The 16,360-nt window shown below is 71.0% G+C and carries 14 protein-coding genes; 10 read left to right on the forward strand and 4 right to left on the reverse strand.

The genetic code is table 11. From position 1 onward, the window contains the following. Positions 1-181 precede the first annotated feature (181 nt). A complete protein-coding gene (locus N8I87_RS22675) occupies positions 182-961 on the reverse strand; it encodes an ECF subfamily RNA polymerase sigma factor, BldN family (RefSeq protein WP_263211187.1) in 780 nt (259 codons plus the stop codon). A gap of 336 nt (positions 962-1,297) precedes the next feature. Then, entirely contained in the window at positions 1,298-2,236 is a 939-nt protein-coding gene (locus N8I87_RS22680) for an HAD family hydrolase (protein ID WP_263211188.1), read from the reverse strand. A 103-nt stretch (positions 2,237-2,339) separates the two neighbouring features. Here N8I87_RS22680 and N8I87_RS22685 point away from each other — a divergent pair, with 103 nt between their 5' ends. The 5 genes from N8I87_RS22685 (at position 2,340) to N8I87_RS22705 (ending at position 8,037) form a co-directional block, all read left to right on the forward strand. Continuing rightward, positions 2,340-2,615: a glutaredoxin family protein gene (locus tag N8I87_RS22685; protein WP_263211190.1), complete on the forward strand. Its 276-nt coding sequence runs from the start codon at positions 2,340-2,342 to the stop codon at positions 2,613-2,615. Between the two features lie 235 nt (positions 2,616-2,850). Beyond that, complete coding sequence (locus N8I87_RS22690) at positions 2,851-3,612, forward strand: redox-sensing transcriptional repressor Rex (protein WP_263211192.1); 762 nt, start codon at positions 2,851-2,853, stop codon at positions 3,610-3,612. Further along, a complete protein-coding gene (locus tag N8I87_RS22695; protein WP_263211193.1) occupies positions 3,609-5,366 on the forward strand; it encodes a glutamyl-tRNA reductase in 1,758 nt (585 codons plus the stop codon). Before N8I87_RS22690 ends, N8I87_RS22695 begins: the two co-directional genes overlap by 4 nt. Beyond that, positions 5,363-6,334, forward strand: a complete 972-nt coding sequence (gene hemC / locus N8I87_RS22700) for a hydroxymethylbilane synthase (protein ID WP_263211195.1) — start codon at positions 5,363-5,365, stop codon at positions 6,332-6,334. The genes N8I87_RS22695 and hemC overlap by 4 nt, the downstream gene beginning before the upstream one ends. Further along, positions 6,331-8,037: a bifunctional uroporphyrinogen-III C-methyltransferase/uroporphyrinogen-III synthase gene (locus tag N8I87_RS22705; protein WP_263211197.1), complete on the forward strand. Its 1,707-nt coding sequence runs from the start codon at positions 6,331-6,333 to the stop codon at positions 8,035-8,037. The genes hemC and N8I87_RS22705 overlap by 4 nt, the downstream gene beginning before the upstream one ends. A gap of 219 nt (positions 8,038-8,256) precedes the next feature. On the opposite strand, the gene N8I87_RS22710 is transcribed toward N8I87_RS22705, so the two are convergent. Then, positions 8,257-8,823 carry a nucleoside deaminase gene (locus tag N8I87_RS22710; protein ID WP_263211199.1) on the reverse strand — a complete coding sequence of 189 codons (567 nt, stop codon included), beginning with the start codon at positions 8,821-8,823 and terminating at the stop codon, positions 8,257-8,259. 89 nt (positions 8,824-8,912) lie between these two features. Here N8I87_RS22710 and N8I87_RS22715 point away from each other — a divergent pair, with 89 nt between their 5' ends. From N8I87_RS22715 to hemB, 3 genes are all read left to right on the forward strand, one after another. After that, positions 8,913-9,890, forward strand: a complete 978-nt coding sequence (locus N8I87_RS22715; RefSeq protein ID WP_263211201.1) for an antibiotic biosynthesis monooxygenase — start codon at positions 8,913-8,915, stop codon at positions 9,888-9,890. A gap of 46 nt (positions 9,891-9,936) precedes the next feature. Then, positions 9,937-11,301, forward strand: coding sequence for an FAD-binding oxidoreductase (locus N8I87_RS22720; protein WP_263211203.1), 1,365 nt, complete (start codon positions 9,937-9,939; stop codon positions 11,299-11,301). Between the two features lie 106 nt (positions 11,302-11,407). Further along, the gene (gene hemB, locus N8I87_RS22725; RefSeq protein WP_263211205.1) at positions 11,408-12,400 is read left to right on the forward strand and encodes a porphobilinogen synthase; all 993 of its coding nucleotides are present in this window, start codon (positions 11,408-11,410) and stop codon (positions 12,398-12,400) included. 15 nt (positions 12,401-12,415) lie between these two features. Here the strand turns inward: hemB and N8I87_RS22730 are convergent, their stop codons facing one another. Continuing rightward, a complete protein-coding gene (locus N8I87_RS22730; RefSeq protein WP_263211206.1) occupies positions 12,416-13,180 on the reverse strand; it encodes a DUF4232 domain-containing protein in 765 nt (254 codons plus the stop codon). Positions 13,181-13,363: 183 nt separating this feature from the next. Between N8I87_RS22730 and N8I87_RS22735 the strand changes: the two genes are divergently transcribed. Together N8I87_RS22735 and N8I87_RS22740 are read left to right on the forward strand one after the other, a co-directional pair. Then, positions 13,364-14,704 carry a transcriptional regulator gene (locus N8I87_RS22735; protein ID WP_263211207.1) on the forward strand — a complete coding sequence of 447 codons (1,341 nt, stop codon included), beginning with the start codon at positions 13,364-13,366 and terminating at the stop codon, positions 14,702-14,704. A 430-nt stretch (positions 14,705-15,134) separates the two neighbouring features. Beyond that, positions 15,135-16,343, forward strand: coding sequence for an aminotransferase-like domain-containing protein (locus N8I87_RS22740; protein WP_263211208.1), 1,209 nt, complete (start codon positions 15,135-15,137; stop codon positions 16,341-16,343). The last annotated feature ends 17 nt before the right edge of the window (positions 16,344-16,360 follow it).

Raw genomic sequence — 16,360 nt, forward strand, 5'->3', positions numbered from 1 at the left:
GCACTTCCACACGATCTGCTGATCAGGGTCGGCCCGGACGTGACCACAGGGAGCCTGTATCCCGCACAACGACTGGCGCGGCACTTGGGTTACGGACGCCAGATGAACGGATCAGAAAGACAACAAACCCTCACGGAACGTGAGTTGGGCGTTGCTCACCGTGTCCGGGCGACGGCACGCGTCAGCGTGCGTCGTCGGGCAGGAGCCGGGCGAGGGTGCGCACGGCCCGGTACTGGAGGGTCTTGATGGCGCCCTCGTTCTTGCCCATCACCCGGGCCGTCTCCGCGACGGAGAGACCCTGGAGGAAGCGGAGCGTCACGCACTCCTGCTGCTGCGGGTTGAGCCGCCGTACGGCGTCGAGCAGCGCGGCGTTCGAGAGCGACTCCAGGACAGAGTCCTCCGGGGAGCGCTCGACCTCGTTGGCGTCGAGCATCTCACCGGTCGTCACTTCGAGACGGAACCGGCTCGACTTGAAGTGGTCGGCGACCAGGTTGCGGGCGATGGTGACCAGCCAGGCGCCGAAGTCGCGGCCCTGCCAGGTGAACGTGCCGATGCGGCGCAGCGCGCGCAGGAACGTCTCACTCGTGAGGTCCTCGGCCGTCGCCTTGCCGCCGACGCGGTAGTAGATGTAGCGGTACACCGTGTCGCTGTACTGGTCGTACAGGCGACCGAAGGCCTCGGCCTCGCCGGACTGGGCGCGCTCGACGAGGTCCATCATCCGCGCGCTGTCGCTGTCCGCGGCCGGACGGCGGGCGGTGGCCGCACCGGCCGAGCGGCCGCGTCTGCCGACCGCGGCGCCGCCGTCGGCCAGTGCGTAGCACGGGCCCACGGGCGCGGCGGTGGCGAAGGCGGGGACGGCGGACGCGGTGGGGACGTAGCCGCGCAACAGCTGCTGGGCCGTCGCGACCGTTGCGCGCAGCGTAGCCAGGCCCGAGGCGTCAACCCCGACGTGTGGGTACACGGGACTCCCAGAGGCAGAGCTTCCATCACGTGCAGTGCGGAACCGTTCACCCGTCGTGGCGACGGAGAGGTACCGGTTTGCGTCCCAGGAGAATAACGCTTCGTGCAGGCGCTGCTACACCCAGTTGCTCAAATCATCGATTGCGTCGCTTCGGTAACCGTTTGACGCCGCTTCAAGTGCCATAGGGTGAACGCTTGTTGATCGGAAAAGTGCGGGTTTCTACGGAGCGAGGGCGTGTTGAGGCGCCGGACGGCATAATCCGGCACCTGAGTGCGGCCGACCGGGGGTTTGTGGCGGTGGCGGCAGAAGTGCGACAGAAGTGGTGACGGAAAGCGTCTACCTACGGCGTCGGTGCAGGGCGATCGCGGCCGCGGTGCCGCCGGCGACCGCTCCGACGCCCGCCGCCGCGGGGATGCCGACCTTCGCCGCCTTGCGGCCGGTGCGGTAGTCGCGCAGCCGCCAGTCCTTCTCCCGGGCGTGTCTGCGCAGCTTGGTGTCCGGGTTGATCGCGTAGGGGTGGCCGACGAGCGAGAGCATCGGGATGTCGTTGTGGGAGTCGCTGTAGGCGGCGCAGCGCGAGAGGTCCAGGCCCTCCGCGAAGGCCAGCGCGCGGACCGCCTCCGCCTTCGCGGGGCCGTGCAGCGGCTCGCCGACCAGCTTGCCCGTGTAGACGCCCTCGACGGACTCGGCGACCGTGCCCAGGGCGCCGGTCAGGCCGAGGCGGCGGGCGATGACCCCGGCGATCTCCACGGGGGCCGCGGTGACCAGCCACACCCGCTGGCCCGCGTCCAGGTGGGCCTGGGCCAGCGCCCGGGTGCCCGGCCAGATGCGCTCGGCCATGTACTCGTCGTAGATCTCCTCGCCGATCGACTGGAGCTCGGCGACGCGGTGCCCCTTCACGATCGACAGCGCGGAGTCGCGGGCGTCCTGCATGTGCTCGGGGTCCTCGACCCCGGCCAGCCTGAACCAGGCCTGCTGCCAGGCGAACTTCGCCAGGTCGCGGGTCTCGAAGAACTTCCGCTTGTACAGGCCACGGCCGAAGTGGAACAGCGCGGCGCCCTGCATCACGGTGTTGTCCAGGTCGAAGAACGCGGCGGCCTTCTCGTCGCCGAGGACCGGGAAGTCGGGCTCTTCCTCCTCGGGTGCACCGGCGTCGGGAACACCGGCGGCGTCCTGCGAGGACTTGCGCGCTGCCTCCGCCGAGGCCTCGCCTGCCAACACGCTCCGCGCCGTGGCGGAGCGCCTACGGGGAGTGAGCCATCCGAGAGCGGCCATGGCGTGAGCATAGCCAGTTTGTTCGGTGGTTCCGGAGTCCGCAGGTTTGGAGGCCGTGAACTCTCCGCGACCGCCCCGTTAAAGAGGCGGGACAATGGCCGACATGAGTCCCCTCTTCCGCCGCAAGGCGCCGGCTCCGCAGGACCGGCTCGTCACTCTCGTCCGCAAGCCAGGCTGTCATCTGTGTGATGACGCACAACTCGTGGTGGAGAAGGTGTGCGGTGATCTCGGTGTGGCCTGGGAGCAGAAGGACATCACTCAGGATCCGCAACTGCACGACCAGTACTGGGAACAGATTCCGGTCGTCCTGGTCGACGGTGAACAGCACACGTTCTGGCGGGTGAACGAAGAGCGGCTGCGCAAAGCACTGACCGACTAGTTCAAAGTTCCACGGATGGTCGCTTAGGATCGACGGCGACGTGGTCTTGGGGGCGGGATTGACGAGGAAGTGTGCGGTTTTGCCCCCAGGAGAGAAGCGCGTGACCCCGGTCACGTTGGCCGGGCAAATCGGACACCATCTTTGTGCACGCGTTCACAAAGACATAGCCTGCTGTCGACGGGGCGGTCTGGGTCCGTGCGACCGCCCGCAGCCCCGCTCTACCCGCAGGAGCACCGTGGCAACTGGCCGAACACACCGAGCGGCGACCCGCAGCCGAGGGATTCCCGAGGCCACCGTCGCCAGGCTTCCGCTGTACCTCCGAGCCCTGACGGCACTGTCCGAGCGCTCGGTACCCACGGTCTCCTCCGAGGAGCTGGCGGCCGCGGCGGGGGTCAACTCCGCCAAGCTGCGCAAGGACTTCTCCTACCTGGGCTCCTACGGAACGCGCGGTGTCGGCTACGACGTCGAGTACCTCGTCTACCAGATCTCCCGCGAACTGGGCCTGACCCAGGACTGGCCGGTCGTCATCGTCGGTATCGGCAACCTCGGCGCCGCCCTCGCCAACTACGGCGGCTTCGCCTCCCGTGGCTTCCGGGTCGCCGCGCTCATCGACGCCGACCCGGCGATGGCGGGCAAGCCGGTCGCCGGCATCCCGGTCCAGCACACCGACGAGCTCGAGAAGATCATCAAGGACAACGGGGTCTCCATCGGCGTCATCGCCACCCCGGCCGGCGCCGCCCAGCAGGTCTGCGACCGCCTGGTCGCCGCCGGCGTCACCTCCATCCTGAACTTCGCGCCGACCGTGCTGACCGTCCCGGACGGCGTCGACGTGCGCAAGGTCGACCTCTCCATCGAGCTGCAGATCCTCGCCTTCCACGAGCAGCGCAAGGCCGGTGAGGAAGCCACCCCCGACGGCGGGGCCCCGGCCGTCGCAGACCGCAAGGACTCCGCCGACCAGGGGCCCGACGGGGACGTACCCGCCGTGATGCCGGCATGAGTCTCCTAGTCGTCGGGCTGAGTCACCGCAGCGCTCCGGTCAGCGTGCTGGAACGCGCCGCGCTCTCCACGGACTCCCAGGTCAAGCTGCTCCAGGACACGGTCGCCGCCGAACCGGCCACCGAGGCCGCGGTGCTCGCCACCTGCAACCGCATCGAGCTGTACGCCGACGTGGACAAGTTCCACGCCGGTGTCGCCGAGCTGTCCACGCTGCTCGCCCTCCACAGCGGCGTCGGCCTGGAGGAGCTCACCCCCTACCTCTACGTGCACTACGAGGACCGGGCCGTTCACCACTTCTTCTCGGTGGCCTGCGGACTGGACTCGATGGTCGTCGGCGAGGGCCAGATCCTCGGCCAGATCAAGGAGTCCCTGGCCAAGGCGCAGGAACTGCACTCCGCCGGCCGGCTGCTGAACGACCTGTTCCAGCAGTCCCTGCGGGTCGGCAAGCGCGCCCACTCCGAGACCGGCATCGACCGCGCGGGCCAGTCCCTGGTCACCTTCGGCCTGGAGCAGCTGGCCGCGGGCACCGAGGTGCAGCTCTGGGCCAAGGGCAAGAAGGCCCTGGTCATCGGCGCCGGCTCGATGTCCTCGCTGGCCGCCGCCACGCTCGCACGCGCCGGCGTCGCCGAGATCGTCGTCGCCAACCGCACCCTCGATCGCGCCGAGCGCCTCGCCCAGATCCTCACCGAGAGCGCCGAGACGGACGTGACGGCCCGCGCGGTACCGATGGAATCGGTGCCGTTCGAGCTGACACGTGCCGACGTCGCCGTGTCCTGCACGGGAGCGACGGGCCTGGTGCTCACCGCGGACGCGGTCGCGCGGGCCGTCACGGGCCGTACCGGCGAGGCCGCCGCCGGGGCCGAGGACGGCTCCCGTACGGCGGTGAAGGCGGACGTACGAACGGCTCCGCTGCCGCCCACCGGCGTCGGCACCGAGGAGAACTGCCCCCTCGACCTCCCCGCCGTACAGGGCACCGCGGGCTTCTCCGTGCTCGGCGAGGCAGCCGTCGCCGGAATGGCCGCCGCCGAGCTGGAACAGCACGCGGCCTGGGTGGACAACGGCGCCCCCGACACCGTCGGCCGCGACCGGCGCGCCTCCGCCGCGCCGGGTGCCGTCATCGCACTCGACCCGGCCGAGGACGCCGAGGCGATCGCCGCCCTGGCCGCCACCGTGGCGCTGGTCGGCCGCATCCCCGAGCGCCGCAGGCCCGAACCGGTGGCCGAGATACCGCGCCCGGCCCCCGCGCTCTTCCTGCTCGACCTCGCCATGCCCCGCGACATCGACGCGGCCGTGCACCGGCTGGCCGGGGTGCGGCTGGTGGACATCGAGTCGCTGGCCGAGGCGGCCGCGGACGCGCCGATGGCGGCCGACGTGGACCAGGTCCGGCGTATCGTCTCCGACGAGGTCGCGGCCTTCGGGGCGGCCCAGAGGGCCGCGCACATCACGCCCACCGTGATCGCGCTGCGCACCATGGCCGCCGACGTCGTCGCGGGCGAGATCGCCCGGCTCGACGGACGCCTGCCCGACCTGGACGAACGCCAGCGCGGCGAGATCCGCCAGGCCGTGCACCGCGTCGTCGACAAGCTGCTGCACGCGCCGACCGTACGGGTCAAGCAGCTCGCGGCCGAACCCGGCGGCGCCGGGTACGCGGACGCGCTGCGCACCCTGTTCGACCTCGACCCCGAGACGGTGGCCTCCGTCTCCCGTGCCGAGGAAAGCACCGAGAACAAGGCCAAGAACCGAGGGCCAGCATGAGTACCAAGGCACTGAGACTGGGGACCAGGCGAAGCAAGCTCGCCATGGCCCAGTCGGGGCAGGTGGCGGACGCCGTACGCCAGGTGACCGGACGGCCCGTCGAGCTCGTCGAGATCACCACGTACGGCGACAGGTCCCGTGAGCACCTCGCGCAGATCGGCGGCACGGGTGTGTTCGTCACGGCGCTGCGTGACGCGCTGCTGCGCGGCGAGGTCGACTTCGCGGTTCACTCGCTGAAGGACCTCCCGACCGCGCAGCCCGCGGAGCTGGTGCTGGCCGCCATTCCCGAGCGCGAGGACCCGCGTGACGTGATCGTCGCCCGGGACGCGCTGAAGTTCACCGACCTCCCGCGGGGCGCCCGCATCGGCACGGGTTCGCCGCGCCGCATGGCGCAGCTGAACGCGTACGCGCGCAGCCATGGGCTGGACATAGAGACGGTCCCGATCCGCGGCAACGTCGACACCCGCATCGGATTCGTCCGGGACGGCGAACTGGACGCGGTCGTGCTGGCCGCGGCCGGCCTCAGCCGCATGGGGCGGATCGAGGAGGTGACCGACTTCCTGTCGGTCGACACGGTTCTGCCCGCCCCCGGCCAGGGGGCCCTGGCGATCGAGTGCAGGGCGGGGAACACCGCCCAAGACACTGCCCTGATCGCGGCGCTCGGCAGGCTCGACGACCCGTTCACACGGGCCGCCGTGACCGCCGAGCGGTCACTGCTCGCCGCCCTGGAGGCCGGCTGCAGCGCTCCCGTGGGCGCGCTGGCCGACTTGCTGGCCGACGGGCGGATTGTCAAGGAAATGCGCCTGCGCGCTGTCGTCGGTACGACCGACGGCTCCCGCACGGTGCAGCTGTCCACCACCGGTCCCGTACCCGAGACGTACGAGCAGGCAGTGGCGCTCGGTCGCGAACTCGCCACCGAGATGCTTGCCCAGGGCGCGGCCGGTCTGATGGGGGAGCGAGCACATTGAGCCCCACCACCCTTCCCGCCGGTCCGGAACACGGGCACGTCACCTTCCTCGGTGCCGGACCCGGGGATCCGGGACTGCTGACTCTGCGCGCCGTGGAGGCACTGTCGAACGCGGACGTCCTGATCGCCGAGCGCGACGTGCTCGACGTCATCCGGACGCACGCCCGACAGGGTGTCTCCGTCGTGCCGACGGACACGGATTCCTCTGTGGATACGTATCCGGGCAAGGGCACGCCTCAACTGGCGGTTGTTGACGGCGCGTCAACAACCGCTGCTGTCCCGTCGGTGCGGGATGCCTCACATCTTGTCATGGAGGCCGCGCGGGGCGGCAGGCGGGTCGTGCGTGCGGTGTCCGGGGACCCCGGGCTCGACGCGTACGCCGCCGAGGAGATGCTGGCGTGTGCCGGTGCCGGGGTGCCCTTCGAGGTGGTCCCCGGTGTCGCGGCCGCGGTCGGTGTGCCCGCGTACGCCGGTGTGCCGCTGCGGGACGCGCACGGCGCGGACGTCCGGTTCGTGGACGCCCGTACGGCGTCGGACCGGTGCTGGACGGAGGTGGGCGCATCGGACGGCACGGTCGTCGTCTCGACGACGCTGGACTCCGTGGCGTCGGCCGCGGGCGAGTTGGTGGCCGCCGGCCGCAAGCCGGACACTCCGTTGACGGTGACCGTCGCCGGTACGACGACGCGTCAGCGCACCTGGACCGCCACGCTCGGCACGATCGCGCAGACCCTGAAGCAGGCGAAGGTGCTGCCGTCCCCGGAGGGTGGCCGGCCGGTGATAGCCGTGGTCGGTGAGCGCTTCGCGGCCGCCCAGCGCGACCAGCTGTCGTGGTTCGAGTCCAAGCCGCTGTTCGGCTGGAAGGTGCTCGTACCGCGTACGAAGGAGCAGGCGGCGTCGCTTTCCGACCAGTTGCGGTCGTACGGCGCCGTGCCGCACGAGGTGCCGACGATCGCCGTCGAGCCGCCGCGGACGCCCCAGCAGATGGAGCGCGCGGTCAAGGGCCTGGTGACCGGCCGCTACGAGTGGATCGCCTTCACCTCGGTCAACGCCGTCAAGGCGGTCCGGGAGAAGTTCGAGGAGTACGGCCTCGACGCGCGTGCCTTCGCGGGCATCAAGGTGGCCGCGGTCGGCGAGCAGACGGCGAACGCGCTGATCGCCTTCGGCGTCAAGCCGGACCTGGTGCCGAGCGGCGAGCAGTCCGCCGCGGGCCTGCTCGAGGACTGGCCGCCGTACGACCCCGTCTTCGACCCCATCGACCGGGTGTTCCTGCCCCGGGCGGACATCGCCACGGAGACCCTCGTCGCCGGGCTGATCGAGCTGGGCTGGGAGGTCGACGACGTCACGGCCTACCGCACCGTGCGGGCGTCGCCGCCGCCGGCGGAGACGCGGGAGGCGATCAAGGGCGGCGGCTTCGACGCCGTTCTCTTCACGTCCTCGTCCACGGTGCGGAACCTGGTGGGCATCGCGGGCAAGCCGCACAACGTGACGGTGATCGCGTGCATCGGCCCGGCGACGGCGAAGACGGCGGAGGAACACGGCCTGCGCGTCGACGTCATGGCCCCCGAGCCGTCCGTCCACAAGCTGGCGGAGGCCCTGGCCGACTTCGGCCTGCGCCGCCGGGCCGCGGCCCTGGAGGCCGGCGACCCCGTCACACGACCGAGCGAGCGTCGGCCGGGGGCGCGGCGGCGCCGGTCCACGACGTAGCGGCTCTGCGCCCTGTGTGAAGTGCGTGCCCCCGTCTCCCGCAGGAGACGGGGGCGTTTGCTACTGGTGCGGGTAGTGGGAGGGCGTCGAGTCGGCGGCTGAGACGGGTCCCGCGGACCGAGGCGGGTCTCGTGGACTTGGTTGGGTTTCGCGTCTGCCGTGAAGTGGCGTGCATGCCCCGCTGTCTCTCGCAGGAGGCGGCGGAGCTTTCTCTGTGCGTCAGTAGGCGTGCCGGTCGGCCTTGTGGGTCCAGGTCGCGTAGGCCTCGGCGCCGAGTTCGGGGAGGATCTGCTCGATGTGGATGCGGCGCTCGGCGAGGGGCCGCTGGAAGTCCTCGTACTGGAACGAGTCGTCGAAGCCGATTTCCCGTGTGGCCGTCAGATCGCAGCTGTAGTAGACGTCGTCGATCCGTGACCAGTAGATGGCGCTCATGCACATCGGGCAGGGCGCGCCGCTGATGTAGATCGAGCAGCCCTGGAGCATCCTGGCCCGCTCCGGCACCGGGTCGGGGGATCCCTCGGGGCGCGGTACGTACTCGAGCGTGCTCTCGTTCTGGTGCTCCGGCGATATCGACGGCGCCGCGGGGTTCAGGCGCTGTATGGCCTTGCGGATGGTCTCCAGTTCGGCGTGCGCGGTGGGATCGCCGGTGAGCAGTACACGGTTCTGTCCCGTGGCCACGATTTCGCCGTCCCGGGTCAGCACGGCGCCGAACGGCCCGCCCCAGCCCCTCACGACGGATTCTGTGGCCAGCCGTACCGCTTCGGCCAGGAACTCTTTGTGACCCATGTCGGACCTCCGCTCAGCACTGCCGAGAAGGAATTGCCCCGCTTCCCGCCGTTTGTCCGATAACTCCCCTTTGAACTAGACTACTCCGTATGGGTTCTCGTGCAATCCATGCCCCGGCCGGAGACGGCGCGACCGTTGTGACCTCCCAAAAGGTGCGGGAAGGCTGCGAAGACGACTATCAGCGCTGGCAGGAGCGGACCAACCGGGCCGTGCGCGCATTCGACGGATTCGAGGGGACGGAAATGTATCCCCCGGGCGTCGGTGACGAGCGCGCCTGGGTGGTGGTCTTCCGTTTCTCCCGTCTCGACCAGCTGACCGCATGGCTGGACTCCAGCGAGCGCCGGGACCTGCTGGCCGCGGCCCGCCCGCTGTTCGACGGGACGCCGACACAGGAGGTCCTGGCCGGCGGCGCACCACCGCAGGCCAAGGAGGAGGCCGTCACCGCGGTTATCTCCCATCATGTGCGCCCCGGCCGCGAAGAGGACTTCGCGCGGTGGCAGGCCAAGGCCTTCAAGACCCAGGCGAAGTTCCCGGGTTTCATGGGCAACGAACTGTTCAGGCCGGTCGAGGGAATCCAGGACAACTGGGTGGTCGTCTTCCGCTTCGACACCCGTCAACACCTGGACGAATGGCTGGAGTCGGACACCCGCCAAAAGCTCCTGGAGGAGGGTGAGCGCTACTTCTCCGGCTACGACGTGCACAAGGTGGGGTCGGCCTTCAGCGGCTGGTTCCGTTTCGGCGCGGGCGCGGACGACACGGTCCCGCCCAACTGGAAGCAGGCCATGTCCGTGGTGCTGGGCCTCTATCCCACCGTGATGGTCCTGAACCTGACGGTCGGTCGTGCACTGACCGACCTCCGAGTGCCCGACTACCTCGGCCTGTTCATCTCGAACGTGCTGAGCGTCTCCATCCTGACCTGGTTCATGATGCCCCTGGTGAACCGCGTCTTCGCCTTCTGGCTGGTGCCCCAGCGGGCGCGTTCCGTGCGCACCCATGTGGCGGGGGCGGCCCTCGTGATGCTGGGCTGGGCGCTGTGCATCCTGATTTTCGGCCTCACGAGCGGCTGAGCCTCACGAGCGGCCGAGAAGCCCTGAGGAGCCTTGAGGAGCCGGCATGAGCGAAGAGTTCGAGGGAGAAGTCGTCCGACGCGGCGACGCCGCCTACGACAGCACCTGGTCGGCCATGCTGTGGAACGAGCTCAAGCCGCGGCGCTTTCCCGACCTGATCGTCCGGGTCGCCACCGAGCGCGACGTCCCGGCCGCCGTCCGGCTGGCCCGCGCCGAGGGACACCGGATCGCCCTGCGCTCCCATGGACACAGCTGGTGCGGCTCACCGCTGCGTGACGGCGGCATGCTCATCGACCTCTCCGCGCTCAACGCATGCGCAATGGACCCGGCTTCGCGCACCGCCACCGTGCAACCGGCGCTCAGCGGACGGGAGTTGGTCGCCGCGCTCGCCCCGCACGGCCTCGCCTTCCCGGCCGGGCACTGCGGACCCGTCGCCCTCGGCGGCTATCTGCTCAGCGGCGGCCTGGGCTGGAACGCGGGCGTCCTCGGACCGGCCGCCGCAAGCGTGCGGGCGGTCGAGGTGGTCACGGCGGACGGCGCCACCCTCACCTGTAGCAAGGACGAGCACCCCGACCTCTTCTGGGCCGCCCGTGGCGCGGGCCCCGGCTTCTTCGCCGTCGCCACCCGCTTCCGTCTGTCGCTGTACGACCTCCCGACGGCGGTCGCCGAGACCACGTACGCCTTCCCCCTGGCCGACGTCGAACCGGTGACCCGCTGGGCCACCACGGCGGCCAAGCGGCTGCCGGCGAACGTCGAGGCGTCCTTCATGCTCGCGACCGCCTCCCCGGACTACGCGACGGCGACGCCGAGACCCAAGGTGATCAGCTTCACCGGCACCGCCTTCGCCCGCGCACGGGAGGAGGCCGTCGCCTGCCTGGACCCGCTGCGGGACTGCCCCCTGGCCGACCGCGCCCTGTACCGCAAGGTGGACCAGCCGAGGACCTTCGAGGACCTCTACGACACGTCGTCCCGCTTCTGGCCCCGGGGCCACCGCAATGTCGTGGACACCCTGTGGTCGGACACCGGGTACGAGACCCTGCTGCCCGCGCTCGCCGCCTCCGTCGCCGCGGCCCCCTCCGAACAGTCGCTGGTCCTCGCGCCCCTGTGGCCGGTCTCGCGGGACCGCACCCTCTCGCTGGACATGGCCTTCCCGGTCCTGGGCGAGACCTATCTCGCCCCCTTCGCGACCTGGGACGACCCGGCCGCGGACGCCGACAATGTGCGCTGGCTGCGGGACACGATGCGGATCGTCGAGCCGTACGGAACCGGCCACTACATCGCCGAGGCCGACCTCACCGCCGATCCGTCCCGGGCCCGGCGGTCGTACACCCCGGCGGGCTGGGAGCGGCTGCGGGCGCTGAAGGCCGAGTACGACCCGGAGAATCTCTTCCACACCTATCTCACGCCGTGACACCAGGCGGCCCGGGTGGGCCGGGTGGGCCCGACGGTCCGGGCTGCCCTGGGGGCCGACAGGGCGTCGGCAAAGGGGCCCCTGTGCCAGGCGTAGCGTAGGGCGCATGACGAAGTACGGATCCTTCCCCGGTTCGCGGCCCCGGCGACTGCGGACGTCCCCCGTGATGCGTCGCATGGTCGCCGAGACCCGGCTGCACCCCGCCGACCTCATCCTCCCCGCCTTCGTGCGCGAGGGGGTCGGTGAGCCCGTGCCGATCGCCGCCATGCCCGGCGTCGTACAGCACACGCGGGACAGCCTGAAGAAGGCGGCCGCGGAGGCGGTCGAGGCGGGGATCTCCGGGATCATGCTCTTCGGCGTGCCGGAGGAGGGGAAGAAGGACGCCCTCGGCACTCCCGGGACGGATCCGGACGGGATCCTGCAGGTCGCCATCCGCGACGTGCGGGCCGAGGTCGGGGACGACCTGCTGGTGATGTCCGACCTGTGCCTCGACGAGACCACGGACCACGGCCACTGCGGGGTGCTCGACGACCAGGGGCGCGTCGACAACGACGCCACCCTGGAGCGGTACGCCGAGATGGCGCAGGTGCAGGCCGACGCCGGCGCCCATGTCGTCGGGCCCAGCGGAATGATGGACGGGCAGATCGGGGTCGTCCGTGACGCGCTCGACCAGATCGGCCGCGAGGACGTCGCCATCCTCGCCTACACCGCCAAGTACTCCTCCGCCTTCTACGGCCCCTTCCGCGAGGCCGTCGCCTCCTCGCTCAAGGGCGACCGCAAGACCTACCAGCAGGACCCCGCCAACTGGCGGGAGTCCCTGCGGGAGTTGGCCCTCGACCTGGAGGAGGGCGCCGACATGGTGATGGTGAAGCCCGCCGGGCCCTACCTCGACATCCTGGCGAGGGTCGCGGACGCCGTCGACGTGCCCGTGGCCGCGTACCAGATCTCCGGCGAGTACTCGATGATCGAGGCCGCCGCCGAGAAGGGCTGGGTCGACCGCGATCGCGCGATCCTCGAGACGCTGACGGGCATCAAGCGGGCCGGCGCCCGGAACATCCTCACCTACTGGGCCACCGAGGTCGCCCAGCGGCTGCTCTGACGCGGCTCACGCGGTTCACCAGTTGAGGGCGTCGTCCGCGTCCTGCTGCCAGTACGTGACCTTCAGCGAGCTGTCGTAGTACACGCCCTTGGCCGGCAGCGACGGGGTCGCGGACGCGCCGCCGCTGCTGTTGGGCGTCTTGCCCTGGAAGGCGACGGTCAGCTTGTGCCCCGTCCTGCCGCCCTCCCCGCTGCCGTCGGCGGCGGACAGCAGGACGCCCGCGTAGCCGGACTCGCCGGGCGCGAGGGTCGTCACGGCCTGCGGGTGGGTCTCCTCGGCGGCCTGCGGCACCCACTGCATCTCGTCGAAGCGGAGCACCGGGTAGTACGTCAGGTCGCAGTACTTCGACCCGGTGTTCTTGACCGTGATGAGCATGTGGTTGAGCGGGCGGGAGACCGGCTGCGCGGTGACCTTGGTGTTGGAGCCGTTGCACAGGACGCGGTTCTTCGGGTCCCAGGGCTCCGACTTGCCGCCGGAGGACGTGCCGCCGCCCGAGGAGCCCTTGGCGGACCCGGACGAGCCCGAGGACGAGGACCCCTCGGCCGATCCGGACGAGCCCTGCGCGGAGCCCGAAGTGGAGCCCGAAGCGGTGCCTGAACCCTTCGTGGCGCCGGTGGTGGGCGTTGCGGCGCCCTTGTCGCCCGCGGTCGTGGCCGCCGTGGTGGAGGGCCGCGACGCGCCTTCGTCCTTGATCCCGTCACCGCCGTTGCACGCCGTGAGGGCGAGGGCGGCGAGGGCGGCTCCGGAGACGGCGAGCAGCGGGGTACGGCGGGTACGCATGGCAAGTCCTCTTTCGAGCGGAGGGTGGTGTCGTGCTTGGATGACCAGAGCCTGCGGGGCGATCCGTCCCACCTGCCACACCCGGCGGCCGATCAGGGACGCTGGAATGGCAGTACAGGCTCTGACCTGGGGAAACAGTCCCTCCCTGGAACGTGGGAGTGGGACGCGGGGGATGGAGGAACAGTGCCGGACAGCACTGTCGGCGGCGGCTTCGCCGAGCTGCTGCGGGAGTTGAAGGACCGTTCGGGACTCAGCTACGGAGTACTGGCCAAGCGGCTCCACATGAGTACCTCGACGCTGCACCGCTACTGCAACGGGGACGCCGTACCGGCGGACTACGCCCCCGTGGAACGACTGGCCCGCCTCTGCAAGGCCGCCCCCGAAGAACTGGTCGAGCTGCACCGGCGGTGGGTGCTGGCGGATGCGATGCGGGGACGGAAGGGGGAGGCGGCTCCGGCGGACTCCGTACGGGCGGAGCCGGAGGAGGCAGGGGAGGCGGAGAAGCCGGAGGAGCCAGAGGGAGCGGAGGGGCCGACGGAGCCGGAGAGGCCCGAGGAGGCCCGGGAACCGGTGACCGTGGTCCGTACGGACACGCGCCGCCGTACCCGCACCGCCCTCGTCGCCGGTATCGTGGTCGCCGCCGTTCTCGGTGCGGTCACGCTGGCGGTGAAGTTCTCGGCGGACGGTTCGGACGGTCCGGACGGCACGCCCGGCGGCCCCGTCGCGGCGGCCTCGGCGCAGGGCGGGACCGCGGACGGCGCACACTCCGCGAAGACACCGGGCGACACCGCCTCGCCGTCCGCGTCGGCCACCGGGCCCGCCTCACCCTCGCCCTCCACGTCCTCCTCCGCAACGGACGAACGGGATCAGCCGGGCGCCCGGGGCAGGACCGAGGCCGGTGAGACCGACACCGCGCCGCCCCTCACCGTCGCCACCCACCCCTACACCTGGGAAAGCCCCTGCGACCAGCGCTACTTGATCGACCGGCCCCCGGCGAAGGTCGCCCCGCCGCCTACCGAGAACGACGCGACGGCCTGGGTGGCGGCGCACGGTGCCGTCTCCTCGGGGGAGCAGTACGTCACGCTCACCGTGCAGGGCACCGGCAAGGAGACCGTGGTCGTCGAGAGTCTGACCGTCCGCAGCGACAAGCGCTCGCCCCTCGCCTGGAACGACTACGCGATGGGCTATCCGGGCGTCGGCTGCGGCGGTGGCGTCCCGACCCGCTCCTTCACCGTCGCCCTGGACGCGGCGCGCCCCGCCGTCGTACCGGAGGCCGGACACCGGAACTTCCCGTTCAAGGTGAGTGAGTCGGACCCGGAGGTCTACTACATCAGGGCCGACGCCTCGGCGTACGACGTGAGTTGGTACCTGGAGCTGAAATGGTCCAGCGGCTCACGCCACGGCACGCTGCGGATCGACGACCACGGCAGGCCGTTCCGCACGAGCGGCAACAACGGGCGGCCCGCCTACGAGTTCCCGCTGGGCGGCTCGGGCTGGGTCGAGGAGGGTACGACCAAGTTCTGAGAGGACGTGCCGGTGTTTGTGCCGGTGTCCGCTGGAGCGTGCTGGGAGGCCGAGGAGGACGGTCCCTCGTCGCGTATGCCCTGGCCGTCCTGACAGGCCGATAGCGTGAACACGGCGACCAGCGCGAGTGCTGCGGCGGCGAGGGGGCGTGGGGGCATGGGGGGCTCCTGGGCGCGAGGGGGCGTAGGCGGAACGGCGCTCGGTGTGCCCAGCCTGCGAGGAGTTGCGGGCCGTTCGCCACCTTCCGCGCGTGATTCGGGACGCCTGAACCAGGACCGCGCATCTGACCTGCGGAAACGTAATCCTCTGGGACGGTGTTCCGGGACGTGCGTGCGCGTCCGGATCGCGGAATTACGAGTGTAGGCAGCACCTACCTTTCTAGGCTGCGGGCACGGACCCGTACGCGCAGCCTGCCGAAGGAGCCACTGCCATGATCGTCACCGAGCCCGCCGCCTCCTCCTCCACCGCCCCCGTTCCACCGCTCGCCGCGCGGGCCCGTATGGTCGGCGGCTCGCCCGTGCGGGACATCCTCGCGGTCACCGCCCGCCCCGAGGTGATCAACTTCGCGGGTGGCCTGCCGGCACCGGAGCTGTTCGACCGCGAGGGGATCGCGGCCGCGTTCCACCACGTCCTGGCCCAGGTCCCGGAGCAGGCGCTCCAGTACTCCACGACGGAGGGCGAGCCGACGCTGCGCGCGGGACTTGCGGCCCGCATCTCCGCACAGGGGCTGCCCACCACCCCCGACGACCTGCTGATCACCACCGGCTCGCAACAGGCACTCTCGCTCCTCTCGACAGCCCTGCTCGACCCCGAGGACACCGTCCTGGTCGAAAGTCCCTGCTATCTGGCGGCACTTCAGGTGTTCGGGCTGGCGGGCGCGCGGGTGGTGGCCGTGCCGGGCGACGACGACGGGGTGGACCCGGCGGCGCTTGAGGAGCTGATACGGCGCGAGCGGCCCAAGCTGCTCTACCTCGTCCCGACCTTCCAGAACCCCACCGGCCGCACCATGCCCACCGCCCGCCGAGCCGCCGTGGCCTCGGCCGCCGCCCGGCACGGCCTGTGGATCGTCGAGGACGACCCGTACGGCGAACTGCGCTACGAGGGCGAACGAGTGCCGTGGATCGCCACCCACGCAGGCGCCGAGGACCGCACAGTCCTCCTGGGCTCCTTCTCCAAGGTCATGGCACCGGGCCTGCGGCTGGGCTGGCTGCGCGCCCCCGCCGGGCTGCTGCGCGCCTGCGCGGTCGCCAAGCAGGCGGCGGACCTGCACACACCGACACTCAACCAGCTCGCCGCGGCACGCTACTTGGACGTGCTCGACGCCCATGTGGCGAAGGTCCGGGCGGTCTACGGCGAACGCCGGAACGCCATGCTCGCCGGACTCCCCGAAGCCCTCCCGGAGGGCTCGTCCTGGAACCGCCCCGAGGGAGGCATGTTCCTCTGGGCCAGACTCCCCGACTCGTACGACACCACGGCCCTGCTCCCCAAGGTGCTGGAACAGGACGTGGCCTACGTCCCGGGCGCACCCTTCTACGCGGCAACCCCCGACCCCTCGACCCTCCGCCTGTGCTTCGTGACCCAGACCCCGGAGGAGATCGGAGAGGGACTGCGGAGACTGGCCAGGGGGCTGCGCATCTGAAGCCGCGGGCGGCTCAC

Source organism: Streptomyces sp. HUAS 15-9 (assembly GCF_025642155.1).
Classification (GTDB): Bacteria; Actinomycetota; Actinomycetes; order Streptomycetales; family Streptomycetaceae; genus Streptomyces.